This is a genomic window from Desulfosarcina widdelii (genome assembly GCF_009688965.1).
GTDB lineage: Bacteria > Desulfobacterota > Desulfobacteria > Desulfobacterales > Desulfosarcinaceae > Desulfosarcina > Desulfosarcina widdelii.
The window spans coordinates 6,200,651-6,225,847 of record NZ_AP021875.1; the positions used below are offsets into that span (position 1 = coordinate 6,200,651).

Sequence of the window (25,197 nt, forward strand, 5' to 3'; positions counted from 1 at the left end):
TGCTGGGGTTCGGCAAGGAAGCCTGCCTTTTTCAGGATGGAAACCGTGAGCACGGGCATTGAAATCATCGGTGCGGAATCCATGGGCGTACGAAGCCTTTGCTGCCGGGTGACCCTGCCGGATCGGCGCATCGTCATCGATCCGGGGGTGGCCCTGGGATATCGGCGCAACGGTTTGCTGCCCCATCCGTTCCAGATCGCGGTCGGGCGGGAGGTGCGCGAGAAGATTTTACAGGCCCTGCGTGGCGCCACCGACGTGGTGTTCAGCCATTTCCACGGCGACCATGTGCCGCTTGTGGGGGCGAATCCTTACCAGTTGGCCGTTCGGGATCTGCCTGAGACTTTTTGCCAACTGCGCTGCTGGAGCAAATCCGATGACGGCCTGTCCGCCAACATGAAAAAGCGCTTTGACGATCTGGCGGATCTGCTGGGGGACCGGATGCAGGTCGCTGAAGGGCGGTCGCAAGGAGTCTTGGCTTTTTCCCGGTCTGTTCCCCACGGCGCGGCCGGCGGCAACATGGGCACCGTCATGATGACCCGTATTGCCATAGATCGCCGCGTCTTCGTGCACGCTTCCGACATTCAACTGCTGGATGGCCCTACGGTGGACCGGGTGATCGACTGGCGGCCGGATATCCTGCTGGCGGCCGGGCCGCCGCTGTATCTTGATCGGTTGAGCGAGGCCGAACGGGAAATCGCCTGGGAAAACGCGTTCCGTCTGACAAGGTCCATTGATCTGGTGATCCTCGACCACCACCTGATGCGCAGCGAAGAAGGCGCCCTCTGGATGGATGCGCTTTCCGCAGCCGCAAACAGAAAGGTCTATTGTGTCGCGGATTTCATGGGACGTCCCAGACAGATGCTGGAGGCCCAACGGGCGGATTTATACGACCGGATGCCGGTTCCGGCGGGATGGCATGATGCCTATGCCCAAACAGTGCCCCGTTGACCGATTCCATCCGGATCGACGGATAGATGTGGCAAAGTTTCATGTTTCGGTTGCATGGCGCTTTGACCTGTTCAGGCTCTTTTATTGCTGAAGTACAAATTGGCCGTAGCCACGATCGACGTGCCGATAATCAGCAGAAACGAGATGGCATTGATGACAGGGGTGCTGCCGTCACGCACCTGAAGATAGAGATTGATGGGCAGCGTGGCCTCCGAGCCCACGAGAAACAGCGTGGTATTGAAGTTTTCAAAGGACATCAGGAAGGCTACAGCGGCGGAACCGATAATGGCTGGCCTCAAGAATCTGATGGTAATGTACCAGATCACCTGAAATCGGTTGGCGCCAAGGTTCAGGGCCGCCTCTTCCAGCGAGGGATCGAATTTTTTCAACCGTGCCGATACCACCAGGGTAACCAATGTGGCGATGAAGGAGAACTGCCCCAGGACCACCAGCCAGAAGCCCGGACGCAGCAGCGCCAAATCGATGCCAAAGTTGGACTCGAAAAACAAACCAAGGGACGTGCTGAACAGGAGGATGGAAATCCCCAGAATGACGCCGGGAATCACCAGTGGGGAGATCATCAGGAAATAAAGGGCCTGCTTGAGACGGAACTCCTCCTGCTCGAAGAGAAAGGCGCCGCAGGTGCCCACGGTTGTGGCCAGTATGGTGACGAAAAAGGCCACTTTGGCGCTCACCCAGATACTGTCCAGGTTGATCTGATCCTGGAAAATACCGACGCGATCAGGCATATCGGCGAAAAACCAGTCCAGTGTAAAACCTTTCCAGGGCAGGGATGGGAACTGGGAATCGTTGAACGCCAGCAGGCAGGTCACAATTAGGGGCGCGAAGAGAAAGGAAAAATACAGGATTATATACGCCTTGAAAGCGATGGTGTAGGTTTTGGAGTTGGGCAGGGATCGAATCATTGCACCACCTTGGTCAGTTTCTGGCCTGAAATTTTAAGGCCTGCCCAGATCACACCCGAGGATAGAATTAACAGAAGAAAACCGAATGCAGAGCCCTGATTCCAGTTAAAGCTTGCAATGAACTGATTGTAGATCTGCTCCGTAAACCACAGGGAGTTTTTGCCGCCCATCAGATTGGGGGTGAGGTAGTTGCCCAGCGTCAGCATGAATACCACGATCGATCCTGAAATAATCCCTGGAGCAGCATGGGGAATAATGATTTTCATCAGAATTGAGAAGATCCCGCCGCCCAGATCGTAGGCGGCTTCAATCAGGCTGTCATCCAGGCTCTCCAGAACCGAAACCAGGGGAACGACCATAAACAGCATGGATGTATACACCAGGCCCAGTACCATGGTGGCGTCGTTGTAAAGCATTTCGATGGGCTGGTGCAGAAGACCCGCTTTCAGTAAGAAGTGGTTTATCACCCCGCTTTCGCGCAGCAGAATCATCCACCCGTAGACTCTTACCATTTCACTCACCCAGAAGGGGAGCAAAAGGAGCATGGTCAAAAATCCAGTATACCGGACCTTGGCCACCTTGGTGATGAAAAAGGCCACGGGCAGCCCTACGATTAAGGTAAGGAACGTCACCAGGATTGAATAGCCCGCTGTCCTGACAAAGGTAAGCCAGTAGATCGGTTCTTTAAAAAAGGTCTTATAGTTGCCCAGGCTCCAGATCATCTGACCAGCGTCGTTTTCTATCCGGAAGGACTTGATCAACAGATCGATGTGGGGCAGCACGATCAGCAGCAGGAGCCACAACAGCACCGGCGATAGAAAGAAAAACAGTGTCCAGCGCACCCGGCCCATCAGATGGTCTCCTCCTGGGCAGGAAAACAGATGCCGGCGTGCTGATCCCAGCCGATTTCCACGGTGTCTTTGGGCTGGATATAGTCGAACTGGCGGTTCTGCGGCAGCGCCACCAGCATTTCCTTTTCGGAATTGACCGGAGATACCAGCAGGCGGCTGTTGGCACCGTCGAAAAGAATCGACTTCACGGAAACTTTAAACCGGTTGAGATCAGTCAGCCCGGCATCCGGGGCGATCAGCATCGCTTCGGGACGTAAAAAAACCGTTACCTGTTTTCCTGCGGCAATCTCATCTTGAACATGGATGTGGAAATGGTGGCCGTCAACCGTCTCTATTTCCGCTGACTGGGCTTTCAGGGACACCACTTTCCCGGTCCAGGAGTTGTTGTCCCCGACAAAGCGGGCCACGAATGGGGTCTTGGGACTGGCGTACAAGTTCTGAGGCGTATCAACCTGCTCAAAGCGCCCACGGTTCATCACCGCCACATAGTCCGACATGACCAGGGCCTCGGACTGGTCATGAGTGATGTAAACAAAGGTGGTTCCCACCTGTGTCTGAAGCTTTTTCAATTCAACCTTCATCTGCTCGCGGAGCTTTAAGTCAAGTGCCCCCAGCGGTTCATCCAGCAGAAGCACCGCCGGTTCAAGCACCAGGCAGCGGGCAATAGCAACCCGCTGCTTCTGGCCGCCGGAAAGCTGATCAATCTTTTTTTTCTCAAAGCCAGGCAGGTCAACGCGATCGAGAATGCTGGCCACTTTCCGCCGAGTCTGATCCTTCTTTTCACCTCGCCTTCTTAGGCCGAAAGCGACATTGTCGCCGACGTTCATCATGGGAAAGAGCGCCAAATGCTGGAAGATCAGGTTGACGGGTCTTTTGTTGGGCGCGATGCCCGCCATATCGTTCCCTCGAATCATGATTCGACCCGAACTGGGTTCGAGGAAACCGGCGATCATGCGAAGAAGCGTTGTCTTGCCGCATCCAGAGGGGCCGAGAATGGAGAAAAAACGGCCGTCTTCAACGGTAAAGGAGACGTTGTCCACGGCCGTGAATTCCCCAAATTTACGCGTCACATTTTGGACGGACAGATCGATCTGCATGCTTATTTCGCCTATTTAGCTGCTTTAACCTTATCAAGGATCATTCCCTCGATGGCCTCCAGCTTAGCTGGAACGGGAGGATACCATTTGATATTGTCGATATCTTTCTGAGGGAAGGTGCGTTCAAAGTTGGCCCGGACTTCTTCATCCAGCAGCTTCGTTGCCCCGGCCGAGGCCGTTCCATACTTTTCTGCATTGGTGAAAATCGCGGCGTTTTCGGGATTCAGCATGAAGTTGATCCACTTGTAGGCGCCTTCAACATTTTCAGATTTGGCCGGCAGGGCAAAGGTATCGATCCAGCCTAAAGCTCCACTTTTCGGGGCCACAAAGTCGATATCGGGGTTTTCGGCGTTGAGCTTCCATCCGCCGCCGTCCCATGCCATGGCCACGTTGACCTCCCCTGAACGCATGGATTGCAGCAAAGCATCCCCATTGGACCAATAGGACTTTACCAGGGGCTTGGCCGCAATCATCCGCTCGCCGACCTTCTCCATGAGTGCTTTGTAGGCGTCCGTATCGCCATATTTGGCAAAGGGATCCTCACCCATGGCAAAAGCCAGTGCGATAAGGGTGGGGCGCTTGAGTCGGTAGCTGATCCGGCCTTTGTACTTTTCGTTTAGCAGATCAGAGTAGTCCATGGCGTCGGGGGCTTCTTTCCGATTCACCACCAGGCCGGAGGTTCCCCAACAAAAGGGAACGGCATGGGGTTTGCCGTTAACCATTGTGTTTTTTTTCACGGCCTCGAGCATCGATGCGATCACCTGATCTGTTTTGATTTTGGATAAATCGATGGGTTGATAGATTTCAAATTTTGCCTGAACGGAGGAGATACGGTCCTGACTCGGTTGCGCGAGGTCAAATCCGGCACCGCGTGTGGCCCGAAGCTTGGCGATCATCTCTTCATTATTTGTGTAGGTCACCTTTACTTCAATCCCGGTCTCCTTCTGAAACTTGTCGACCAGCGTTTTAGGCGCATAGCCTTTCCAGGTCAGCAATCGCAGCGTATCCGCCGATGCCCCGGCCACGGCGAAAACAACAATTGCAGCGGTCACCAAAAAAACAATAGCGGTTCTCATCTTCATAACTGCCTCCTTTGATTTGTTGGCGATTAAGTGGGACTACGTGAAAATGATCATAGGATAAAAATTTTTTTATCGGCATGGTAAGGGAACCGCCGATGAATGGACCTGCCACCCTTTATTGGGCGACCCAAGGTGTATAGTAAAAGCATCTCAAAAAAAGGATTTTGGTTCAAGATCAATAATGAAAAAACCGATTTGATTGGGATCCCATACTCTGCCGCCATTGTTGATGGGCACTATTTAGATCGCTGGATTGACACGCCCGCCATTTCCTCATTTTCTTTGATATTGCTTGTGTTGAAACAAATTGCATACAAGCTGTATGTTAGAAAAATGTTATCCAATTTAGGATTTCATGGTAGATGGGCTAAATTATTTGAATGATGGAAATGACGCGATCCGCCAGGGGGGTAGATGATCCGATGACGGCTTATGGATTTACATTAGGATCCCGCAAGTATCGATTTCGGGATTTAAAAGACTTGATGGCCAAAGCCAGCCTGTTGAAATCCGGGGATTGTCTGGCGGGCATCGCTGCTGCCACCGAAGAAGAGCGCATGGCCGCCAGATTCGCCCTGGCGGAACTGCCCTTGAAAACGTTTCTGACGGAGGCCTTGATTCCCCATGGAGACGACGAGGTCACGCGACTGATTATGGGCAGCCATGATCAGTCGGCGTTCGGTCCCATCGCCAGTATGACCGTCGGCGATTTTCGCGATTGGCTGCTGGCCTATGAAACCGATACCCAAACGCTGCGCTCCGTGGCCCAGGGAATTACTCCCGAAATGGCGGCGGCGGTCTCCAAACTGATGCGCAATCAGGATCTTATTCTGGTGGCCAGCAAGATTGAAGTCGTTACCCGCTTTCGAACCACAGTCGGCCTGAAAGGGTGCCTGTCCACCCGTCTGCAGCCCAACCACCCCACCGACGATCCTCAGGGCATCGCGGTCTCCATTCTGGATGGACTGCTCAATGGCGCGGGAGATGCCGTTATCGGCATCAACCCGGTCTCCGATGATATTTCGGCCGCCACGCAATTGCTGCAGCTGCTGGATGAGCTGCGGCAACGCCATGAGATACCGGTGCAGTCCTGCGTCCTGACGCACATTACCAATACCCTGGCGATGATGGCGAAAAACCGGCCTGTGGATTTGGTCTTCCAGTCCATTGCCGGCACCGAAGCCGCCAATACCAATTTCGGGATTAACCTTAATCTGCTGAAAGAAGCGCATGATGCCGCCCTCGCTTTGCAGAGAGGCAGCGTGGGGCAAAACGTGATGTATTTCGAGACCGGTCAGGGAAGTGCCCTGTCCGCCGACGCGCATCATGGCGTCGACCAGCAGACGCTGGAGGCCCGCACCTATGCCGTGGCCAGACAGTACGATCCCCTGCTGGTGAATACGGTGGTGGGATTCATCGGGCCCGAATATCTCTATGACGGCAAGCAGATCATCCGCGCCGGGCTGGAGGATCACTTCTGCGGCAAACTGTTGGGCCTGTCCATGGGCTGCGACATCTGCTACACCAACCATGCGGAGGCGGATCAGAACGATATGGATACACTGCTGACCCTGCTGGGCGCAGCCGGGGTCAACTTCATCATGGGGGTTCCCGGAGCCGATGATGTGATGCTGAATTATCAAAGCACCTCCTTCCACGATGCCAACTATTTGCGCCAGCTCATGGGATTGCGATGTGCGCCCGAATTTGAAGCCTGGCTGCAGAAGATGGGCCTTTATGATGAGCAACGCCGACTCATGTTGGATAAAAATGCCATGCCGCTGCTCGATTACCTAAAGGAATTTGAATCTTGATGAAACCATCCAACGCGCTCAGCAGACTGAAGCAACTCCACGCCTTGACCCCTGCCCGAATTGGATTGGCCCGGGCAGGATCGAGTATTTCCACGCGGGAGGTGCTGAAATTCGACCTTGACCACGCCCGGGCCCGGGATGCCGTGCACCTGCCCTTTGATTCCGCGAATATCGAGGAGGCGCTGCGGGTCCGTGAACTGCCTGTTGTGCAGGTCCATAGCGCCGCAGCGGATCGGTCCGTTTATTTGCAGCGGCCGGATCTGGGGAGGCAATTGGATGGGGACTCCAGAAGAATGTTAGAACAGTTTCGTCCTGCAGATGGCCAGGATTTCGACATTAGCATGGTCATTGCCGACGGACTGTCCGCCCGTGCCGTTCATACCAACGCCATTGCCCTGTTGGACCAATTCCGTCTGCTACCGGGAGTCCAGGGCTGGCACTGGAGCCCGGTGGTGGTCGCATCCCAGGCCCGGGTGGCCATCGTCGATGAGGTTGGTGAAATTCTCAACACGCGGATCAGCATTATTCTGATCGGCGAGCGACCGGGGCTTAGTGCAGCGGACAGCATGGGCATATACCTTACCTTTGGCCCCCGCAAAGGCCGCACCGACGCAGAGCGCAACTGCATCTCGAATATTCGCCCGGGAGGCCTGGGATATAAGGACGCCGCGCTAAAGCTGAAAAGCCTGATTCATGAGGCTTTCAGGCGACAGCTATCTGGTGTGCTTTTGAAGGGTCTGACCATTACCCATCAGAAATCTTGAATCCGATCGAAAATGCTAAACCCCTATCAACGTAACCTCGACTGAACGTTTCCTGGAGCGGTTGTCATGGTTGATGGCAACCACCTGCTGCCACGTTCCCAATTTCAATCGACCTTTCCTGATCGGCAGGGCAATCGACGGCCCCAGCAAGGCGGCTTGTACATGGCTGTGGCCGTTGCCGTCATGCCAGGCCAGTTCATGCGCATAGGCAATGTCCTTCGGCGCAATCCTGTTGATCGCATCTTTCAGATCCTGAACCACCCCCGGTTCAAACTCAATCGTGGTTAGGCTGCCGGTACTGCCAACAACACAGGCGTTGGCGGTTCCATTTTCAATCCCCGAGCGGCCGATTATGCGGTTGAGATCGTCGGTGATGTCTTTGATATCGATTCCCGTTCTCAGATCGGCTTCGATGGTGGCAAAGTGAAATATGGTGGAGGGCATTTCGGACTCCTTTATTCATTGACAGGTTCTTAAAAAGTAACTAGTGCTCATCCACAGGAATAACTACCTGTAATAAATAAGAAACGCGCATTTTGTAGTGGTTTTTCTCTTCTCTTTGTAGTATATTGAAAGTCGCCAAACAACCAATATCACTACAAAAGAAAGAAAGGAGCCGATCACAAAATGCGCGAAAAATGGCAAAAACAGATGCCCCTGATGCCTCAGATCAAAGACCACGCCCAAGCAAAAGAACTTACAGCTATCAGTGGTATCATCGATGCTCACCCTATCATCTGTGATCGCGTTCTTCAAGATTTGAACAAGGGCAAGCTGGTGGCCTATCGAACTGGGGCTGACGGCATGAGCGCCGACCAGGTACTGCGTTGTGCTATCGTCAAAATCCTTTTCGGTTTTACGTATGATGAACTGGCATTTCATATTGTCGATTCGCAGGCATTGAGTTGGTTCTGCCGGATCGGTATCGCCGACAAGGGATACAAAAAATCCGCCCTGAACAAAAATATCAAAGGCATATCGGACGCCACCTGGGAACTGATCAATGCGGATCTTTTGGGATATGCGAAGCAAAAGGGCATTGAAAAGGGCCGACAGGTCCGGGTCGATTGCACGTGCGTTGAAACTCACATCCATCATCCCACCGACTCCAACCTGCTGTGGGATGGTGTTCGCGTGTTGACGAGGCTGCTGAAGCGCTTCCGGGATGAATCGGGGATCACAGTTCCTGACTTCCATAACCATACCCGTGTTGCCAAACGACGGATGCTGGCGGTGATGAATGCCAAACGGAAAAACAAGCGTAAGGTTGCCTATGTGGACCTGCTCAAAACCAGTCGCAAAGTGGTTGGGTACGCTCATAAGGCAGTCGCTGCGATCAATGCCGGTGCGACCTGCGACCCGCTGGTCATGACGATTGGCTTCCAGATCGAACATTTTGTCGATCTGACCCGCAGGGTGATCCACCAGACCGAACGCCGGGTTCTTCATGGAGAAACGGTCGATGCCAAAGACAAAGTAGTATCGTTGTTCGAGCCACATACCGATATCATCGTCAAGGATAGGCGCGATACGCTGTTTGGTCACAAAATCTGTCTGACCGGAGGCGCGTCGAACCTTATTTTGGACTGTGTCATCACCGAAGGCAATCCGGCCGACGCCGACCTGACGATACCGATGCTTGAGCGGCAAAAACAAATTTATGGCCGCTATCCCCTCAAGGCCAGCTTCGACGGCGGTTTTGCATCCAAGGAAAACTTGAAGCGAGCCCAATCGCGTAAGATCAAAGACGTCTGCTTTGCCAAGAAACGAGGTCTATCTGAAACCGACATGTGCCGCAGCCAATATGTGTATCGTCGATTGCGCCGCTTTCGAGCGGGTATTGAATCCGGTATCTCCTGGCTGAAGCGTTGCCTTGGCCTGACCCGCTGTACCTGGAAAGGATGGGACTCGTTTAAATCCTATGTTTGGTCTTCGATTGTGGCCGCCAACCTGCTGACCATCGCCAGGGGAAAAACAGCCACTTGAGACCTTAATCGATTCCGCATCGTGAAAACTGGTTGAACAAGTGCGCTTGCATTAAGCCGATTTCGGTAAATTAGCCACAAACCGATGTAGCGATGGTGAGAAAAATCCTGCCGAGGATTTTACCACTCTATTTTTTTGCGACTCGGCTCTGAAAATTACCATTTATGGATCGACACTAACTAGTTCCATTTTTTTGTCATTCCGGCGAAGGCCGGAATCCAGTCTTTTGAATGTGTTCTTGATGCCGGATCAAGTCCGGCATGACGCTTCGGCGACTTTTTACAAGGCCACCATGCATCATTAAATTTTTACGGACAGATTTAACGGCTTCCGAGAAAGTTGTCTTTAGCCCATCGGTTTTATTACAGCCGGGTAGGGGCGAAAAATTTTCCGCCCCCAGGACATCATATTTAAGGCGAAATTTTGATCTGAAAGCAACCATACCATCCCGGAATTCAGTTCGGCAAATCGCTGTTGGTTCAATCGATCAAATATAGTTACATTGCAAAATAGAGACTTCCCATTATACAAACAACATTCAAAGGAGGGTTCGATAGATGCACAAAGCCCGTTTGTCCGGGATTCAATTCAAAAAAGTGCCGATGAAGGACCAAGGCACCTGTCTGCTGCACTCAGGCACCTGGCAGCAGGTGGTGACCATCAATTACAGCAACCGCGCGCACCGGCGAACCATCGAGGTGACCCTGCTCGGGGGATAAACGTCCGGTGGCTTCCATCAATCCTTCTCCTGCCGGCGGCATTTACTATCGGCCGGCCATCCCAGTCACCCTGGCCCTGATTGCCGGCATTCTCTTGGGCGAGGGGGTGCCAGGCTTTTCTCCATTATTTCTGTGCTTGCTGGTTACCGCCGCCGTAGCGTCACTCGTCGCAATGCATCGCAATCGGCCCGCCTTCTGGTCGCCCCTATTCGCAGTCTTTGTTGCTGGCTACCTTTCCATGGTGCCGTGGGTTTCCCAGGATTACGGATCCGACCACATCGTCCACTATCTGGACAGCGGCCGTTGGCAGATTCAAGGAAGTGTGCTCGAATTTCCGGTTTTGCGCCTCGGCCGCACCCGTACGGTGCTGGATGTCGAAACCCTTTCCCGAGAAGGCCAATCCCGCCCGGTGCGCGGGAAGGTCCGCCTGACCGTTATGGGCGAAACCAAAGTGGCCCTGGGCGATCGGGTGGCATTTGACGCCAAAATCCGCTCGCTGCGCAATTTCAATAATCCGGGAGGATTCGATTACCGCCGATACATGGCCTTCAAGGGCATCCACGGAAGTGCCTGGGTGCGGGCCGAGAAGCTTCGGATTGTGGGCACCCGCCCTCTTTCCACTGCCACACGGATCGTTAATGACCTGCGCGGCAGGCTCGGCCGCCTGATCGATGCGGCCGGCGGCCCCGACGACAAGGAAGCGCAAGCCGTGCTCAAGGCCCTGGTTTATGGCGACCGGTCAGGTATTAGCAGCGAATTGCGCGAGCGCTTCAACCGGGCCGGCGTCGGTCACCTGCTGGCCATCTCCGGGCTGCACGTGGGCATCGTGGCGACGGTGGTCTACCGCTGCCTGGTCTGGCTCTTTTCCTTTTGCACCCCGCTGCTGTGGCGGGGGTGGACCCGCCAGTGGGCCGCCGCAGCGACCCTTTTCATCGTGCTGGCCTACGGGATTCTGGCCGGCATGTCACCGTCCACCCAGCGGGCCGTGATCATGGTCGCCGTTTTTCTTGTCGCCCTGATCCTCGGTCGCACCCACGATCTCCTCAACACGCTATCCGTGGCGGCCCTGGCAATCTTGGTCTTTTCCCCGACGGCCCTGTATTCTATCTCTTTCCAACTTTCCTTTTGCGCAGTGCTGGCCATCGTGGTCGGCCTCGAAGGATTCGATTTTTCCGAAGGCACCGAATCCTCCCTCGGCCGCAGAATCGGAAAAAAAGCGGCGGGTTTCGTTCTGGTTTCCGCGCTGGCAATTGCCGGTACCGCGCCTGTCGTCCTGCATCATTTCAACCAGACGTCCGTGGTGGGCCTGGCGTCCAATCTGCTGTTGGTCCCCCTGGTTGGCTTTTTGGCAGTGCCCCTGGGTCTGGCGTCCACCGTTGTCGCCCTGTTTTTCGAAACCTTGGCCATACCGGGCTTCGGGTTGTGCGTCCAGCTTCTTCGACTGGCCCTGGCGGTGGTGGACGTTTTTTCCGAGCTCTCTTTTGCAGCTATAAAAACCGTGACGCCGTCCTTGCTGGAGATGGCGATTTATTACCTGGCAGGCTGGGCGCTGTTGAATCTGGGAAAAGCGCGTTTTGCATCGTGGGTCCTGGCGGCGGCAATAATTACGGCAGGCGGGGACGGACTTTACTGGGCCCATCAACGCTTCTGGCACCGGGACCTCAAAGTGACGGCCATCGATGTCGGCCAGGGGGGTGCCACGCTCATGGAACTGCCTGGCGGAACCGAGATCCTGTACGACGGTGGCGGATTTTCGGACAATCGCCTGTTCGATGTGGGCCAGCAGGTGGTCGCTCCGCTGTTGTGGCGCCGCAAAATCGCCACGGTGGATACGCTGATTCTGTCCCACCCCGATGCCGATCACCTCAATGGTCTGATTTTCATCGCCAGGTATTTTAACGTGCGGGAGTTGTGGACCAACGGCGATGTCAACATCACCCGAGGATACGAAACGCTGATGGCTGTCTGTCGAGAGAAAAATATTGTCGTGCGACGACTGGACGCCGGCAGCCCGCCAATGTCCTTCGGAAAAGCAACGTTGACGGTCCTGCATCCGACGGCCGAATTTTTCACAACCGTAGCCGAAGTCGATCAGGAGGATCTTAACGACGGATCACTTGTGATCAGGGCCGCTTTCGGGCAGACGGTATTTCTTTTCACCGGTGACATCACGGCCAATGCGGAAGCCACGCTGGTGCGGCAGGCCCACGGGACTCTGGCCGGTACGGTCCTGTTCGCTCCCCACCACGGCTCCCGGAGTTCGAGTACGCCAGGCCTGATTGAGGCGGTACGTCCGCAAACAGTGGTGATCAGCGCCGGGGCCGGCAACCGCTTCGGTTTTCCCCATCTCGAAGTAACCGACCGCTACCGGGCCGCCGGCTGCCGGATTTTAATTACCGCCACCCATGGGGCCATCACCATGCGGTCCGACGGTACGGGCGTTCAGATCGAATCATACATGGCCAATCCCTAATTCTTCCTTGAAGTTTGATTTGACACCGCATTATGAGCATACTATAAAAAAGTTAATCATATTTATCGCTGATCATCACGTTTTCACCATTCATCGCCGGGATCACTCCTTAGAAATGAGGCCGCCATGTATATCCGACAAACGGATCTGTTTTGGGGCCTGAGCCAGAACGCCGTCAACCGTGTCATGGGCATTGCCCAGCGGGAGGCGTATGCAGAAGGGGATGTCCTTTTCAGCCGAGGTGATCCGGCCCGATACCTGTACATTCTTGCCCAGGGCGAAGTCAGGATCTCCATAGACGACTCGAAAACGCATGTCTACACGGGTGATCGTATCGGTGAGGCGTTCGGCTGGGGAAGCCTGATCGAGCGGCAAACCTATGGCGGCAGTGCCGTCTGCACTACACCGGTCGTTGTTCTCAAGCTGGACTGCGAGCGACTGCTCAAGCTTCTGGACAGCGACATGGAGAGCGGTTATCTCTTTTTCAAGCACCTGTCCCGGGCTCTTGGCGAGCGGCTGATGAACGCCTATCGCAGAATGTCCGGCGAATCATGACATCTTGGGGAGGATACCATGGCAGAGTCCGTGATCAAGGAAACCTTGCAGGCATGCAATTTCCTGAAAAACATTACCCCCGAGCATCTGGCCACCATCGTTGAATTTTGCAGCCTCGAAGAATACAAGGCCGGGGACTATGTATTCCGGCAGGGTGATTTTGGCGATGACCTGTTTGTCATCGTCGATGGATATATTTTCCTCGAGCGCGCCATGGATATCGGCAGCCATAAGGGCTCGGTGGTGATCGATGCCTTGGGAAAAGGCAGAACCCTGGGATGCTGGTCGACCCTCTTGGGCGAGTCCCATGTTCTCATGTCTTCGGCAAGTTGCCAGAAGGATTCGACCGTGGTCCGTCTGAAGGGGAGCCCGTTGAGAAAATGCATGGAGGAGGATACACCCTTCGGTTTCTTCATGCTCGAACGGCTCAGTTTTCTTTTGCGGGAACGGATTCAGGCGGCCTATGGCGCCATGGACAAAATATAACGAGTGCCCATCCAGAAATGGCCAATTTGCCCGCTTGTTAGGCGGACACTAACAGATTCGAAAAAAGAACAATTCATTAAAAATGACGACAACGCACACGCTCACCGATGAGGATCGGGCCAACCTGGAATCCCTGCAGGCGCAAATCGACTCCTCACCCGTCGGCCGAGGGCAGCTCATTCCCCTGCTGCAAAAAGCCCAGAAAACCCTGGGCTACCTGCCCGAGGAGGCGCTTGCTTTGGTGGCCGATCATCTGGAGATCACCCGCTCCGAAGTATACGGGGTTGCTTCCTTTTACAACCAGTTCCGGTTCAACCCTCCGGGGCGCAATCCGGTTAAGGTATGCATGGGTACGGCCTGCCATGTGCGCGGCGGCGAGATTATCCTTGAGAATTTCGAGCGCAAGCTGGAGATCAAGGAAGGCGAAACCACCGAAGACCGAGAGTTCAGCATCGAGCGCGTGGCCTGCGTGGGCTGCTGCGCCCTGGCACCGGTGGCGCTGGTGGGGGAGACCCTCCATGGACACATGGCCCCCAGCAAGGTGGAGGGGTTGGTGCTGCGGGTGCGGGTGGAGAAGGAGAAGGCCGAGAGGGAGGCTGCTAAACAATGACAGCCGCGTATGAATCCAAAGAGAAAATTCAAACTGCCTATCAAGCCCTGGCCGAGGAAGCCCGGCTTCAAAAGGAGCAGTTCGATCAGAGCCCGCTGCCCAAAATTCACATCGGAATGGCGACCTGCGGCATCGCTTCCGGCGCGCTGGAAACCAAATCGGCTTTCGAGGAGGCCCTGCAGGAGCGCGGTGTGGAGGCCCTGGTTCACACGGTGGGCTGTGTGGGCCACTGCTATGCCGAACCGGTGGTGGTGATCGACCATCCCGATTCGGGCTTTCCGCCCATTCTCTACCCGGAAGTGACTCCGGGTAAGGCCAAGATGTTGACCAAGCTGTTTCTACAGGAGTACGACCCGCGTTTCGAGCATATCATGGGCGCCACCGTTGAAAACGAGATGATCCCCTCGGTGCATGAATTTTCTCGTTTCAACCGGGAAAAGCGGGTGATCATGGAGCGTTGCGGCCGAATCGATCCGGAACAAATTCACGAGTATCTTGCCGATGGCGGCTATGGTGCCCTGGCCATGGCCCTCGGCGAGGCGCCGGACGCGATCATTGATCGGATCGAGGCGTCAGGGCTGCGCGGCCGCGGCGGCGCAGGCTTTCCCACCGGCGTCAAATGGAAAATTGCGCGGGCGGCCGCTGGCAGCGAAAATACGATCATCTGCAACGCCGATGAGGGGGACCCCGGCGCTTACATGGACCGCACCCTGCTGGAGAGCAATCCCCACCAGGTGATCGAGGGCATGACCATTGCCGCTGTTGCCGTCGGGGCGAAAAAAGGGCTGTTTTACGTGCGGGCCGAGTACCCGCTGGCAGTTCGGATTCTCGAATCCGCCATCGAACAGGCCCGGGCCAAGGGCTTGCTGGGAAACGATATCCTGGGAAGCGGATTCGATTTCGACATCGACCTTTTCCAGGGGTCCGGGGCCTTCGTCTGCGGGGAAGAGACGGCCCTGATCCGGAGTGTGGAAGGCTATCGCGGCATGCCGAGACACCGCCCACCTTATCCGGTGGAGCGCGGTCTCGACAACCGGCCCACGGTGATCAACAACGTCAAAACCCTGGCCACCATCCCACCTATCGTGGAAAAGGGCGCCGAATGGTTCCGCGGCATCGGTACGCCCGAAAGCCCGGGCACGGCGGTTTTTTCCGTGGTGGGCAACGTGACCCACCCCGGGCTGGTGGAGATTCCCATGGGGGTCACCCTGCGGGAACTGATTTTCGACATCTGCGGCGGAATCCCCGACAAAAAGGAGTTCAAGGCGGTGCAGATCGGCGGGCCATCGGGGGGCTGCCTCTCCGCTGATTTCCTGGACACGCCGGTGGACTTCGACGCCCTGACCAAAGCCGGGGCCATGATGGGATCGGGCGGCATGGTGGTGATGGACGAAGACGCCTGCATGGTGGATGTCGCGCGCTATTTTCTCGATTTCACCGCCAAGGAGTCCTGCGGCAAATGCACCTTCTGTCGCATCGGAACCCGGCACCAACTCGACATTCTGCGCCGGATTACCCGCGGAGAAGGACGCGAGGGCGACATCGAGCAATTGGAAACCCTGAGCCGGGCCGTTAAAAAAGGGTCGCTGTGTGCGCTGGGCAAGACGGCACCCAATCCGGTGCTCACCTCCCTGGCCTATTTTCGGGACGAATACGAAGCCCACATTGCCGAAGGACGCTGTCCGGCGTGCAATTGCCGAACCCTGACCGCCTTTTACATCGATCTGGACAAGTGCGCCCGGGGCTGCGATGCCTGCGTGGGATGCTGCCCGGTCGAGGCGGTATTTACCACCAGCACCCGCAAGAAGGGCATCGACCAGGAACTCTGCGTCAAATGCGGGGAGTGCATGGTGGCCTGCCCGCCCGATTACGACGCCGTGGTGAAGGTCTCGCCGGCCCACCTGGCTCCGATCGTCGAGCGGCCGCCGGAAAAGAAGAAAACGGAAAGCTGAAGGACGGATGAAACACGGATGACAGACGCATCGACAACGACGATTACCCTGACTGTTGACGACCGGACCATTCAGGCTCAGGCGGGCAGCAGCGTGCTGGCCGCCTGCCTGGCCGCCGACATCTATATCCCCCACCTGTGCTGGATGGAGGGCGACACCCCGGACGAGGCGCCGGCCTCCTGCCGCCTCTGCTTCGTGGAAATCGAGGGCTTCAAGGATCCCGTAACCGCCTGCACGGTTGTCGCGGAAAACGGTATGACGGTGCGCACGGACACGGAAGCGGTCCGCGATCTCCAGAAAACGGCGCTGAAACTTCTTTTTTCCGTGCATCGGGTGGATTGCAAGAACTGTCCGGCCAACAAAGCCTGCGCGCTTCAGGGAATTGCCAAATTTCTCAAAGCCGGCCTGACGTGCAAACCGTTTGAAAGGACGCTTAAAGAGCCGGAGATGGATTCCCGCCACCCGGTTTTCGATTACTACCCCAATCGATGCGTGCTTTGCGGCATTTGCGTCCGGGTCTGCGGCCGTCGAAACGGGCAGTCTCGATTGAGTTTTGCCGGCCGAGGATTCGAAACGGTGGTGGGGTATTTCGGGTCCGATGCGGCGTCCGCAGAAGATTGCCGCAACTGCAAAGCCTGTCTGGAGGCCTGCCCCACTGGAGCCCTGGTAGAAAAGACAACCGATGGAGGATAGTTAGTCCATGGCCAGAATCCTCGTGATCGATGACGACGATACCGTACGCCTGTCCGTAAGGCTGGCCCTCGAAGACGCCGATCATCTAGTCGAGGATGCCGGCGACGGAGAAAAGGGCGTCGCCCTGTTTCGAGAGAACCCGGCCGACCTGGTGGTCACCGATATTTTCATGCCGGAAAAAGAGGGGCTGGAAACCATCGACGAGATCAAACGCCTGCGTCCCGAGACGAAGATCGTCGCCATCTCCGGAGGCGGGCGCATGGATCCGGATGACTACCTGACCATCGCCAAAAGCGTGGGGGCTGATCGTTCCCTGCTCAAGCCGTTCGATATCGATAATCTGGTGGAAGTGGTCGATGCTTTATTGAACGAGTGACTGCGGCTTATCCCCCGTCAGTTCATTTCCACGCAAACGGTTTTCGTAGGGGCACAGCGCGCCGTGCCCAACATTGCATCCATGCTTTGCCGGGATGATAAAAAAGGAATGATTCCGTTAGGTAAACGTACTGGCGGATCGATGCTCATCCATTCAGCCGGGAGTCTCTGGTTTTCCCCGCTTGACAGGTTCTTTTATCGCCGGATTTTTCCAGATGACTGAAAAATCGATCGACGTCCAGAAACCCCTCCGGTGAGATGGGAAACGACGCCATGGTCTCGATCATGGCGTTGCGAATTTTGGTGAACTCTCCTTCCAGTTGGACGTAGGGCTTGGCCCGGTCGTCTTCCAGAAGCCGCATCAGTGCTCCGATGCGGGTCATCAGCGAAAAGAACTTGGAGCCCATGTTGTCGAATTCGTGGGCGATGGCCACACCGAAACGGTTCACTGCGTTGTCCGCAAAATGCACGGTCTGAATGTGTCCGGTTTCTTCGTCCACGATCTCCAGACCCTCGCCCGGCGTATGTTTCAGGGGCATCTGGTTGAGCGCGGCCGCGTTGCCGACCTTCAGGGCGTAAAGCAGTTCATCGGGTTCGACCGGCATGTTCCATTGGACCATGGAAACGGCTCCTGGTTCGTCCTTGCAAGGGATGGATTGGACCGCATTGCGGCGGGCATCGCCTGCCATCGGTCAGTAAATAATATTATTTTTATTTTACCCTGTGTCGATTCGGCATGCAATAGGCAATCGGTTAGCCGACGATGACGCGGTTGCGGCCTTGGTTTTTGGCCTGGTAGAGAAGCTGATCGGCGTGGTTGATAGTGGCTTCCAGCGTTGGACCGAGCGTGGCCGTGAGCCCGATGGATACCGAGAAACGGATGCGACTGCCTTCAATGGTCAGCGGGGTCGATGTATAGAACCGCGGCAAAAAGCGAATCGGCATGCTGCTCGAAAAAATCGCAGGCTTCTGCACAGGAGGTGACCAGGTGAGGCTTGCAGCCCAGATCCGCCTCGGTTTTCGCGGAGATGGCATGCCCGAACATTTTGCTGTCTTCGACCACCGGAATATTTTTTGATGATGCATTCATCGAGCACCCCTTTCACCTGCGCTGCTTCAATAGTTCTTCGGCTTTTGTAGGGAAGTCTTTAGGGTTGATGGAATTGAGGTCGTCCGAAACGTTTACTTTAAGAAGAATACGAAATTGCGGCAAATATACTCGACAGTCTTGTGAAAATTCGGAAAGCGCAAGTTGGCATCATTCCGGCGTATACCGGAATCGCACCCGTTCACGGGGTTGAAATGCCCAATGTGCTGCAACTGCCTGACCGGTAAGCATTTACAGGGTGCCGCAGATGTGAGGCGCCGGGCACGCCGACGGTTTGGTCAACCTTCAGGTGTCCGGGAACAAAGCAGATGCGTTACCCTGTGAACGCTTACCCGGAATCTATTCATTTCAATACCTTCTGGATGCCGGATCAGGTCCGGCATGACGGGCCTGGACGAACGCATTGTAAAAATAGTATAATTCAAGATGGTGGTTATCGAAAAGCCAATGAAATCTCGACCTTCAGTGGAGGATGGCGTGAAGAAAATTCTTGTTTGTTTTGCGGCAGGCTGCCTGGGAGCGTTGGCTTACTGCCTGGTGGCATGGCAGTCCGGTGCCCTGGGAATAACCCGATGGGCAGGCGTTCTCATGGCACCTTCGCTGAGTGCCGGATGGCTCTATCCGAAAATTGTCCAGGGCGGTTTATGGGGGCTTGTGTTCGTACTGCCTTTCCTGAAATCAAAACCTTTTCTCAAAGGAACCCTTCTCAGTCTTTTGCCAACGGCATTTCAATTGCTTTATCTCTTTCCGCACAAGGCCGGTTACGGGCTTTTCGGTGTGGGTCTGGGCATGTGGACCCCCGCTTTTATTCTGGTCTACAATTGGATTTGGGGAGTCGTGACGGTGATGACCATCCGATTCTCGAAATGAGAGGAACACTGGACAACGCTGCCGGCCATCGATAGACGGCGACATGGTCTGATCCAAACCAGTTTCAATCTCTGGGCGGTCGCATGATTTCGAAGCGTTCGTCCAGATCCCTGAGAATATTGACCAGCCCGCCGTAATGGATGGTCTCAAACGGCTGCATGGCATTGCCGAAGAAACCCTGTCGGCGGATTTCCAGCGTCTTGGCCGCCAGCCGGGAGCGGACATGGTCCCACAAGGGATGATCGAAAACGTCTATCGGCGGCGTCAGGCGACCGTTGCGCAGTCCGAAGGCGGCACATGAAACCACCGGCGGTCCGTCGAAATAGGATACCTTGGTGCTCAATGGCACCGGCATGAGCGGACCGTTGTGGCAGCCGCGCATGAATCCACCCACAAAGGGACCGATCGAGAAGGGTGCGACAACCTCTCCGGAGGACGGAAAGGGGTCCTGCACGCGTGCGATGGCTACCGGGTCGTCCTTGCCCATGATCTTGCCGGCGATGTTGGACATGCGAATGGTGCTTGCGGCCAAAGCCTGTTCGTCGGTGCCCCGTGATTCGATGCGACGGATGGCGTAGCGGTTCTGTTCCCTCAGCAGCGCCGCCAGGTTGTACAGATCTTCGGGCGCGTCCAGAACGATTTCCCGGTCATACTCCTTGTAGAGCACGTCCATGACGGTCAACCGGAACCCCTTGCGCATGCGCGGGGAGAGCATGAGGCCGGGGCAGTGCATGGGGTCGGTGAAGGCCAGGTAAAAGGGCAGGTTGAAGGCGCCGGGCACCGCCTTGTCCACGGCGAAAACCAGAAACGTTTCGTTGGGGCGCTCTTCGAATTCCATTTCCGCCATTGCCGGTCCCAACCCTTTGACGGCACCGGTTACTCCCGCGTCGCGGATATCCTGCCCTACACCGTAAAGCCCCTGTTCTTCGGCCGCGGCCGCTCCCTCTTCGAAACCGTTCCAGAGGTGCTTGCGAATTTCGGGGTTCTCTTTCCCCGCTTCGTGGGTGCATAAGATGGTGATGTCGTCACCGGTAAAATCGATCCAGGAGTCAATGAGAAGGTCATCCGTTTTCTCTTTGATGGTATCCCGGACGGCAGAGACGATCTTTTCGCTGGGCTGCAGATGCCCGCCCACTGCGCCGAGATCCACCCGTACAGCAGTCAGGGTAATTTTCATGGCTTGCTCCTCCATCGTTATTAATACAGAAACATGGGTTTGCCCTGGATATTGCGGATGTGCGGGCGATAATTATCGGCATCGTAGAGTTCGGCCACGTCCACCCGTTTGGCACCCGCGCTGACGACCGACAGATCCACGGCCGTGTATTGCCCCTTGGCCACGGCGACCATTTTTCCGTAGATGCGTCTGCGGATCAGATCCACCGCTGCGGTAGCATAGTTGAAGGCGACCATCAGATCCAGGGAGTCCGGTGACCCGCTGCGCATGAGATAGAGCAGGGGCTGGAAGATGATTCCGATGCCGGTCCGCTTCTTGATCATCTCGGCCGTAACGGCTCCGATGCCGCCCAGTTTCCGGTGGCCGAAGGCGTCCGCCTCGCCGGAGAGAGCCATTTCTCCCCCTTCCATGACGGCCCCCTCGCTGATGGTCATCATTGCATAGCGGCTGGGGTTGTTTTCCCGGTCCGCCACGAGAAATTGGCACAGGGTGTCGAGGTTGTACGGAACTTCCGATATGATGCAGCGCTCCACACCGGCCAGGTAGCCGGACACCAGCGACGTTTCGCCGCAGTAGCGTCCGAACAGTTCCACCACGGCGATGCGCTCGTGAGAACCGCTCGAGGTGCGCAGGGCATGGATAAAGTTTACGCTGCGGGTTATGGCCGTTGAAAACCCGATGCAGTAATCCGTTCCCGTCACGTCGTTGTCCATGGTCTTGGGAATGGCGATGACGGGAAAAGCCTCCTGATGCAGACGCAGGGCGAAGGAAAGTGTGTCGTCACCGCCGATGGCGACCAGGGCGTCGATCCCAAGGTGGGACAAATTGTCGAGAACATGGGCGGTGCAATCCTCTTTTTCCTCCGACGACCGGAAGCCGCTTCTCAAAAAATCCGGTGCGTCCTTATATTTCAGAGCGGCCGGATTGGTTCGCGAGGTGTGCAGGATCGTACCGCCCGAGCGGTCGATAGTACGGACCCGGGCAGGATCGAGGAGAATGACGTTGGCTTCCCGCGAGGTGGGATCTTCGCTGTTCAATGCCACCAGTCCGTCCCAACCGCGGTAGATGCCCAGAATCGCCATGCCTTCCCGGTGGGCGCCGACGACCAGTTGCTTGATGCAGGGGTTGAGTCCCGGAACGTCTCCGCCTCCGGTCAGGATACCGATGGTGGTTTTAGATGTCGGGGTCATTTTTTGCCTCCTTCCCTTTTTGGGGTGACGAAGGATTCTAATTTCTGCAAAACCAGACGGTGAACGCTCCGCGTGTGAAGGAAGATATGCAGGCAACAGAAAAAACAGCAGGTATGCGAAAGGTATCGACAAAGGAAACAGCAATCCCTGTGCCATTTCCCATGATGATCCTCTACGGGTAATGACTTGGAATGAAAGGATATCATAAGACAGAGGAGCGATTGCCGATTCGTCGGAAATGATCCTTTGTTGTTCCTTTTTACAAAGTGAAAACGATGTTGACAGATTTCCTTTGCCTGGCAGTTCAGGACCAATGTGGAAAGCTTCTATCAGAAGGAGGCGGTCCACCAGGGATGCATTCAGGCCAGGAACCGTGAGGGAGACATCCAGTGCTTCCCGTTGATGACCGTCAGCAGCGTAATCCTGGAGCTTCCCGAACAGATCCATCGGATCTGTTCGCCCGAAGAGATCGGAGCGCTGATCGCCAGGATGAAAAAAGCGGCCAAGCAGTCAGTGGAAAAACTGTCGGTGGCCAGCCTGGCGCATTTCAAAACCGACTCCGCCGACAATCCCGCCACCGTCTGCATGGACGCCAGTTTTCATCTGAACTGAGATAGCAGCCGGATTACCAGTTTTTCAATATTTCGGTAAAATTGCAGGCCACTTTTTTCAGGTTTTCGATCCTTTTTTATGAGCCAACCGTTTGCTTCGAATGTGGCGATCGTTTATAATCAGATAGTCTGCCTGTGGCGATGGCCCAAATCGAAAGCCTTGTCGATATGAAGCGTAATTGTTTCTGATTGTGCATGATTATAATTCTTGCCGTCTTTCCTACCGCTTCGGCAAAAGAGAAAACGGTCTTGAATATTTCGGCATATAACAAGGGCTACAAGTGGACCGATGATTGTGTGAAAGGCATTTCCTCAGTATTGGAAGACCGGTATAATCTTGTTACGATCTACATGAACACAAAGGTGTTATCGAAGGGCCAGCATCAGGAATCGGCAGATAAGTCCTGGAATGCATACAAAGAGATCAAGCCGGATTTGGTCATGCTGGGTGACGATAATGCGCTATATTTCCTTGGACCAAAATTTGCCGATTCAGATGTCCCGGTGGTCTTTTACGGGGTCAATGCCAATCCCAGAAAATATTTCAAAGATAAAAGCATCCCTAAAAATATTACCGGGATATTAGAAAGAGTTCCCATTTATGCAGTTTTGCGCATTGTCAAGCCGCTATTGAAAAATGCAAAAAATATGCTGTTGTTATTCGATGACAGTCCAACCAGTGATGCTGCCATTGAAACCATGCTCGATGGTAAAAATCACATTTCCATTGCGAATTTCGATTTATATTCGAAACGGGTTTGTACGTTTAAAGCGTGGAGAGATACAATTATACAAGCTCAACAAAAATATGACACAATCTATCTATCGACTTTATTTACAATCAAAGATGAGGATGGGCGCTGTATGAATCCTCCGGATGTCCTGGCGTGGAGTTCGAAACATACAAAAATCCCACTTTTCGGTAGTCAGGAATCCATGGTTCATAATGATGGTGTTTTGGGAGCCATTGTGATTGTTGGAGAAAAGCATGGCCAGATGGCAGCAGAAATGGCTTCGCATATTCTGGAGGGTGACAAAATACCGATTCATATCATGCATAAGGATTCTGAAATACTGCTCAATCGGCGTCAATTGGAAAAATTCAATATTGACCTGCCCGACAGCATCAGTAAATTTTCCAGATTGAATTGACCTTAAAATAACGCCATTTTCCACCGGGTACGAAAAAGAACTATTTGATGCCGGCATACATGAACGACTGGACGAACTGGCGCTGGAAGAGAAGAAATGCGATCAGCAGGGGCGCAACGGAGATCAGTGTGGCGGCGGATATGATGGACCAGTTGACGCCCGATTCCGGGGCGCCGAAGATCCCCAGCCCCACAGTCAACGGGCGGGTTTCCACCGAATTGGTGACAATCAGCGGCCAGAGAAAATTGTTCCAGTGGTGGCTGATCGACACCAGTCCGTAAGCCAGGTACGTGGGGCGTGCCAGCGGCACGTATACGCGCCACAACACCCCGAGCGTGCCGCATCCCTCCAGACGGGCGGCCTCCTCCAATTCCTTTGGCGTAGATTTAAAGGCCTGCCTGAGAAGAAAGATCCCGAAAGCACTGGCCATATAAGGCAGCCCGATGCCGAGAATGGTGTCCACCAGATTGAATTGGGCCAGGGTAACGTAATTTTCTACGATGAGAATTTCAGGCGTGATCATCAACTGGACCAGTACCAGGGCGAAGGCGACCTGATGACCGCGGAACCGATAGCGTGCGAACGCATAGGCCGCCAGGGTGCAGAGAACCAACTGCGCGGTAAGAATGGTGGTGACCAGGATGAAGGTGTTCAGGGCGTAACGGGGAAAGGGCGCCTGGGAGAGAGCTTCCCGAAAATTGGCCAGGGTGAGCGGAGCCAGCAGATCGAAATTGACGGCGTATTCTCCGGGATGAAAAGCGGCCCAGAATGCATACACCAAAGGAGAAATCCAGAGAATTGCCAGCAGCCATGCGGCTCCGGTTTCGAGGGAGGCGTAAAACACCCGGGAAAAGGTTCGGGATTCATTCATCGATAGTGCACCCGTTTATCCAGGATAAAGAATTGCAGCAGGGCCATGATCCCCAGCAGGACGAGCAGGACAACTGTGAGCGCGGCGGCGAAATGGGTTTCAAAATAGGAAAAAGCCGTCTCGAAAATATAGTAAAGCAGAAGATTGCTGGCGTTGTCCGGTCCTCCTTTGGTCAGCACGAAGAGATGATCTACCAGTTTGAAGGAGTTGAGCACCGCGTTGATGAGAACGAAAAGCGTGGTGGGCATGAGCAGGGGAAACATCACCCGGCGAAAGTAGTACCAGCGTCCGGCCCCTTCAAGCTGTGAGGCTTCCTTGAGTTCCGGCGGGATGTTCTGCATGGCCGCCAGATAGAAAATCATGAAAAAGCCGGCCTCTTTCCAGATGGTCATCACCATGATGGCCGGAAGCACCGTGGCTGGATCGCCCAGCCAGTTATGCCCGGAAAAGCCCAGCGAGGCGGCAATTTGATCGATCAGGCCGATATCCGGGGTGTAAAAGAACAGCCAGATGTTGGCCACGGCGATCATCGGCAGGATTGTCGGCGTAAAATAGGCCATGCGAACCATCGCCCGGCCGGGAATGGAGCGGTTTACCAACAAGGCCATGACAATGGCCAGGGCGATGGACGTAGGGATGGTGCCCAGTGCGAACCAGGCGTTGTTGGCCAGGACCTTCCAGAAGATCGGGTCGTCCAGCATGCGTTCGTAGTTAAAGGCGCCTACGAATCGGGACGGCCGGATGGCTGTGGCTTTGGAGAACATGCTGTCGATCACCGTCGCCACCGTGGGATAGTGGGTAAAAGCGATCAACAGAATCGCAGCGGGCATGAGCAGCAGCCAGCCCTGGACATGTCTTGATAACCGAGTTTTCATGGATTTCCCATG

28 protein-coding genes are annotated in these 25,197 nt (G+C 55.0%); 16 read left to right on the plus strand and 12 right to left on the minus strand.

Features of this window, described 5'->3' with window-relative positions:
• The first annotated feature begins 45 nt into the window (after positions 1-45).
• On the plus strand, positions 46-948 hold the full coding sequence (locus tag GN111_RS28335) for an MBL fold metallo-hydrolase (protein ID WP_197740443.1): 903 nt from the start codon (positions 46-48) through the stop codon (positions 946-948).
• A gap of 71 nt (positions 949-1,019) precedes the next feature.
• Here GN111_RS28335 and GN111_RS28340 read toward each other — a convergent pair whose 3' ends face one another.
• The 4 genes from GN111_RS28340 to GN111_RS28355 are packed head-to-tail and all read right to left on the minus strand — an operon-like array spanning position 1,020 to position 4,904.
• Positions 1,020-1,874: an ABC transporter permease gene (locus GN111_RS28340; RefSeq protein ID WP_155306969.1), complete on the minus strand. Its 855-nt coding sequence runs from the start codon at positions 1,872-1,874 to the stop codon at positions 1,020-1,022.
• Positions 1,871-2,725 carry an ABC transporter permease gene (locus tag GN111_RS28345; RefSeq protein ID WP_155306970.1) on the minus strand — a complete coding sequence of 285 codons (855 nt, stop codon included), beginning with the start codon at positions 2,723-2,725 and terminating at the stop codon, positions 1,871-1,873. Before GN111_RS28345 ends, GN111_RS28340 begins: the two co-directional genes overlap by 4 nt.
• Positions 2,725-3,822 (minus strand): ABC transporter ATP-binding protein, encoded by a 1,098-nt coding sequence (locus GN111_RS28350; protein WP_155306971.1) that lies wholly within the window; start codon positions 3,820-3,822, stop codon positions 2,725-2,727. The genes GN111_RS28345 and GN111_RS28350 overlap by 1 nt, the downstream gene beginning before the upstream one ends.
• Before the next feature lie 11 nt (positions 3,823-3,833).
• Positions 3,834-4,904: an extracellular solute-binding protein gene (locus GN111_RS28355; RefSeq protein WP_231715590.1), complete on the minus strand. Its 1,071-nt coding sequence runs from the start codon at positions 4,902-4,904 to the stop codon at positions 3,834-3,836.
• Positions 4,905-5,003: 99 nt separating this feature from the next.
• Between GN111_RS28355 and GN111_RS28360 the strand changes: the two genes are divergently transcribed.
• The 3 genes from GN111_RS28360 to eutC are packed head-to-tail and all read left to right on the plus strand — an operon-like array spanning position 5,004 to position 7,482.
• Positions 5,004-5,288, plus strand: a complete 285-nt coding sequence (locus GN111_RS28360) for a hypothetical protein (RefSeq protein ID WP_155306972.1) — start codon at positions 5,004-5,006, stop codon at positions 5,286-5,288.
• A 38-nt stretch (positions 5,289-5,326) separates the two neighbouring features.
• Positions 5,327-6,718, plus strand: a complete 1,392-nt coding sequence (locus GN111_RS28365) for an ethanolamine ammonia-lyase subunit EutB (RefSeq protein ID WP_155308187.1) — start codon at positions 5,327-5,329, stop codon at positions 6,716-6,718.
• Positions 6,718-7,482 carry an ethanolamine ammonia-lyase subunit EutC gene (gene eutC / locus GN111_RS28370; protein WP_155306973.1) on the plus strand — a complete coding sequence of 255 codons (765 nt, stop codon included), beginning with the start codon at positions 6,718-6,720 and terminating at the stop codon, positions 7,480-7,482. The genes GN111_RS28365 and eutC overlap by 1 nt, the downstream gene beginning before the upstream one ends.
• 15 nt (positions 7,483-7,497) lie before the next feature.
• Here the strand turns inward: eutC and GN111_RS28375 are convergent, their stop codons facing one another.
• Positions 7,498-7,926, minus strand: a complete 429-nt coding sequence (locus GN111_RS28375) for a secondary thiamine-phosphate synthase enzyme YjbQ (protein WP_155306974.1) — start codon at positions 7,924-7,926, stop codon at positions 7,498-7,500.
• A gap of 183 nt (positions 7,927-8,109) precedes the next feature.
• Here GN111_RS28375 and GN111_RS28380 point away from each other — a divergent pair, with 183 nt between their 5' ends.
• The 9 genes from GN111_RS28380 to GN111_RS28420 all read left to right on the plus strand — a co-directional run bounded on the left by GN111_RS28380 (position 8,110) and on the right by GN111_RS28420 (position 17,332).
• Entirely contained in the window at positions 8,110-9,468 is a 1,359-nt protein-coding gene (locus tag GN111_RS28380; RefSeq protein ID WP_155302183.1) for an ISNCY family transposase, read from the plus strand.
• A 557-nt stretch (positions 9,469-10,025) separates the two neighbouring features.
• On the plus strand, positions 10,026-10,187 hold the full coding sequence (locus GN111_RS28385; protein ID WP_155306975.1) for a hypothetical protein: 162 nt from the start codon (positions 10,026-10,028) through the stop codon (positions 10,185-10,187).
• A 7-nt stretch (positions 10,188-10,194) separates the two neighbouring features.
• A complete protein-coding gene (locus tag GN111_RS28390) occupies positions 10,195-12,660 on the plus strand; it encodes a DNA internalization-related competence protein ComEC/Rec2 (RefSeq protein WP_155306976.1) in 2,466 nt (821 codons plus the stop codon).
• A 126-nt stretch (positions 12,661-12,786) separates the two neighbouring features.
• Entirely contained in the window at positions 12,787-13,215 is a 429-nt protein-coding gene (locus GN111_RS28395) for a Crp/Fnr family transcriptional regulator (RefSeq protein WP_155306977.1), read from the plus strand.
• 18 nt (positions 13,216-13,233) lie between these two features.
• On the plus strand, positions 13,234-13,701 hold the full coding sequence (locus GN111_RS28400) for a Crp/Fnr family transcriptional regulator (RefSeq protein WP_155306978.1): 468 nt from the start codon (positions 13,234-13,236) through the stop codon (positions 13,699-13,701).
• Positions 13,702-13,783: 82 nt separating this feature from the next.
• Positions 13,784-14,311: an NADH-quinone oxidoreductase subunit NuoE gene (nuoE, locus tag GN111_RS28405; protein WP_155306979.1), complete on the plus strand. Its 528-nt coding sequence runs from the start codon at positions 13,784-13,786 to the stop codon at positions 14,309-14,311.
• On the plus strand, positions 14,308-16,263 hold the full coding sequence (locus GN111_RS28410) for an NADH-ubiquinone oxidoreductase-F iron-sulfur binding region domain-containing protein (RefSeq protein WP_155306980.1): 1,956 nt from the start codon (positions 14,308-14,310) through the stop codon (positions 16,261-16,263). The genes nuoE and GN111_RS28410 overlap by 4 nt, the downstream gene beginning before the upstream one ends.
• Positions 16,264-16,281: 18 nt before the next feature.
• Positions 16,282-16,956 carry a 2Fe-2S iron-sulfur cluster-binding protein gene (locus tag GN111_RS28415; RefSeq protein ID WP_155306981.1) on the plus strand — a complete coding sequence of 225 codons (675 nt, stop codon included), beginning with the start codon at positions 16,282-16,284 and terminating at the stop codon, positions 16,954-16,956.
• 7 nt (positions 16,957-16,963) lie between these two features.
• Positions 16,964-17,332 carry a response regulator gene (locus GN111_RS28420; protein WP_155306982.1) on the plus strand — a complete coding sequence of 123 codons (369 nt, stop codon included), beginning with the start codon at positions 16,964-16,966 and terminating at the stop codon, positions 17,330-17,332.
• A 145-nt stretch (positions 17,333-17,477) separates the two neighbouring features.
• On the opposite strand, the gene GN111_RS28425 is transcribed toward GN111_RS28420, so the two are convergent.
• The 3 genes from GN111_RS28425 to GN111_RS33725 all read right to left on the minus strand — a co-directional run bounded on the left by GN111_RS28425 (position 17,478) and on the right by GN111_RS33725 (position 18,421).
• Positions 17,478-17,951 (minus strand): hypothetical protein, encoded by a 474-nt coding sequence (locus tag GN111_RS28425; RefSeq protein WP_155306983.1) that lies wholly within the window; start codon positions 17,949-17,951, stop codon positions 17,478-17,480.
• Positions 17,952-18,084: 133 nt separating this feature from the next.
• On the minus strand, positions 18,085-18,261 hold the full coding sequence (locus tag GN111_RS33720; protein WP_197740444.1) for a GGDEF domain-containing protein: 177 nt from the start codon (positions 18,259-18,261) through the stop codon (positions 18,085-18,087).
• Positions 18,224-18,421, minus strand: a complete 198-nt coding sequence (locus GN111_RS33725; RefSeq protein WP_197740445.1) for a response regulator — start codon at positions 18,419-18,421, stop codon at positions 18,224-18,226. The genes GN111_RS33720 and GN111_RS33725 overlap by 38 nt, the downstream gene beginning before the upstream one ends.
• 495 nt (positions 18,422-18,916) lie before the next feature.
• Between GN111_RS33725 and GN111_RS28435 the strand changes: the two genes are divergently transcribed.
• Positions 18,917-19,309, plus strand: a complete 393-nt coding sequence (locus GN111_RS28435) for a hypothetical protein (RefSeq protein WP_155306985.1) — start codon at positions 18,917-18,919, stop codon at positions 19,307-19,309.
• 64 nt (positions 19,310-19,373) lie between these two features.
• Here the strand turns inward: GN111_RS28435 and GN111_RS28440 are convergent, their stop codons facing one another.
• Positions 19,374-20,486: a fructose 1,6-bisphosphatase gene (locus tag GN111_RS28440; protein WP_155306986.1), complete on the minus strand. Its 1,113-nt coding sequence runs from the start codon at positions 20,484-20,486 to the stop codon at positions 19,374-19,376.
• 20 nt (positions 20,487-20,506) lie between these two features.
• A complete protein-coding gene (locus GN111_RS28445) occupies positions 20,507-21,676 on the minus strand; it encodes a 6-phosphofructokinase (protein ID WP_155306987.1) in 1,170 nt (389 codons plus the stop codon).
• 315 nt (positions 21,677-21,991) lie between these two features.
• Between GN111_RS28445 and GN111_RS28450 the strand changes: the two genes are divergently transcribed.
• Both GN111_RS28450 and GN111_RS28455 read left to right on the plus strand, forming a co-directional pair.
• On the plus strand, positions 21,992-22,288 hold the full coding sequence (locus tag GN111_RS28450) for a hypothetical protein (protein ID WP_155306988.1): 297 nt from the start codon (positions 21,992-21,994) through the stop codon (positions 22,286-22,288).
• Between the two features lie 194 nt (positions 22,289-22,482).
• Positions 22,483-23,439: an ABC transporter substrate-binding protein gene (locus tag GN111_RS28455; RefSeq protein ID WP_155306989.1), complete on the plus strand. Its 957-nt coding sequence runs from the start codon at positions 22,483-22,485 to the stop codon at positions 23,437-23,439.
• 40 nt (positions 23,440-23,479) lie between these two features.
• Here GN111_RS28455 and GN111_RS28460 read toward each other — a convergent pair whose 3' ends face one another.
• Both GN111_RS28460 and GN111_RS28465 read right to left on the minus strand, forming a co-directional pair.
• The gene (locus tag GN111_RS28460; protein WP_155306990.1) at positions 23,480-24,310 is read right to left on the minus strand and encodes a carbohydrate ABC transporter permease; all 831 of its coding nucleotides are present in this window, start codon (positions 24,308-24,310) and stop codon (positions 23,480-23,482) included.
• The gene (locus GN111_RS28465) at positions 24,307-25,185 is read right to left on the minus strand and encodes a carbohydrate ABC transporter permease (RefSeq protein WP_155306991.1); all 879 of its coding nucleotides are present in this window, start codon (positions 25,183-25,185) and stop codon (positions 24,307-24,309) included. Before GN111_RS28465 ends, GN111_RS28460 begins: the two co-directional genes overlap by 4 nt.
• Positions 25,186-25,197 lie beyond the last annotated feature (12 nt).

Bases quoted from the DNA above. Each gene is read 5' to 3' on its own strand.
- GN111_RS28340 (WP_155306969.1), bottom strand. From the start codon at position 1,874: ATGATTCGATCCCTGCCCAACTCCAAAACCTACACCATCGCTTTCAAG.
- GN111_RS28345 (WP_155306970.1), bottom strand. From the start codon at position 2,725: ATGGGCCGGGTGCGCTGGACACTGTTTTTCTTTCTATCGCCGGTGCTG.
- GN111_RS28350 (WP_155306971.1), bottom strand. From the start codon at position 3,822: ATGCAGATCGATCTGTCCGTCCAAAATGTGACGCGTAAATTTGGGGAA.
- GN111_RS28355 (WP_231715590.1), bottom strand. From the start codon at position 4,904: ATGAAGATGAGAACCGCTATTGTTTTTTTGGTGACCGCTGCAATTGTT.
- GN111_RS28360 (WP_155306972.1), top strand. From the start codon at position 5,004: ATGGACCTGCCACCCTTTATTGGGCGACCCAAGGTGTATAGTAAAAGC.
- GN111_RS28365 (WP_155308187.1), top strand. From the start codon at position 5,327: ATGACGGCTTATGGATTTACATTAGGATCCCGCAAGTATCGATTTCGG.
- eutC (WP_155306973.1), top strand. From the start codon at position 6,718: ATGAAACCATCCAACGCGCTCAGCAGACTGAAGCAACTCCACGCCTTG.
- GN111_RS28375 (WP_155306974.1), bottom strand. From the start codon at position 7,926: ATGCCCTCCACCATATTTCACTTTGCCACCATCGAAGCCGATCTGAGA.
- GN111_RS28380 (WP_155302183.1), top strand. From the start codon at position 8,110: ATGCGCGAAAAATGGCAAAAACAGATGCCCCTGATGCCTCAGATCAAA.
- GN111_RS28385 (WP_155306975.1), top strand. From the start codon at position 10,026: ATGCACAAAGCCCGTTTGTCCGGGATTCAATTCAAAAAAGTGCCGATG.
- GN111_RS28395 (WP_155306977.1), top strand. From the start codon at position 12,787: ATGTATATCCGACAAACGGATCTGTTTTGGGGCCTGAGCCAGAACGCC.
- GN111_RS28400 (WP_155306978.1), top strand. From the start codon at position 13,234: ATGGCAGAGTCCGTGATCAAGGAAACCTTGCAGGCATGCAATTTCCTG.
- nuoE (WP_155306979.1), top strand. From the start codon at position 13,784: ATGACGACAACGCACACGCTCACCGATGAGGATCGGGCCAACCTGGAA.
- GN111_RS28410 (WP_155306980.1), top strand. From the start codon at position 14,308: ATGACAGCCGCGTATGAATCCAAAGAGAAAATTCAAACTGCCTATCAA.
- GN111_RS28415 (WP_155306981.1), top strand. From the start codon at position 16,282: ATGACAGACGCATCGACAACGACGATTACCCTGACTGTTGACGACCGG.
- GN111_RS28420 (WP_155306982.1), top strand. From the start codon at position 16,964: ATGGCCAGAATCCTCGTGATCGATGACGACGATACCGTACGCCTGTCC.
- GN111_RS28425 (WP_155306983.1), bottom strand. From the start codon at position 17,951: ATGGTCCAATGGAACATGCCGGTCGAACCCGATGAACTGCTTTACGCC.
- GN111_RS33725 (WP_197740445.1), bottom strand. From the start codon at position 18,421: ATGAATGCATCATCAAAAAATATTCCGGTGGTCGAAGACAGCAAAATG.
- GN111_RS28440 (WP_155306986.1), bottom strand. From the start codon at position 20,486: ATGAAAATTACCCTGACTGCTGTACGGGTGGATCTCGGCGCAGTGGGC.
- GN111_RS28445 (WP_155306987.1), bottom strand. From the start codon at position 21,676: ATGACCCCGACATCTAAAACCACCATCGGTATCCTGACCGGAGGCGGA.
- GN111_RS28455 (WP_155306989.1), top strand. From the start codon at position 22,483: ATGATTATAATTCTTGCCGTCTTTCCTACCGCTTCGGCAAAAGAGAAA.
- GN111_RS28460 (WP_155306990.1), bottom strand. From the start codon at position 24,310: ATGAATGAATCCCGAACCTTTTCCCGGGTGTTTTACGCCTCCCTCGAA.
- GN111_RS28465 (WP_155306991.1), bottom strand. From the start codon at position 25,185: ATGAAAACTCGGTTATCAAGACATGTCCAGGGCTGGCTGCTGCTCATG.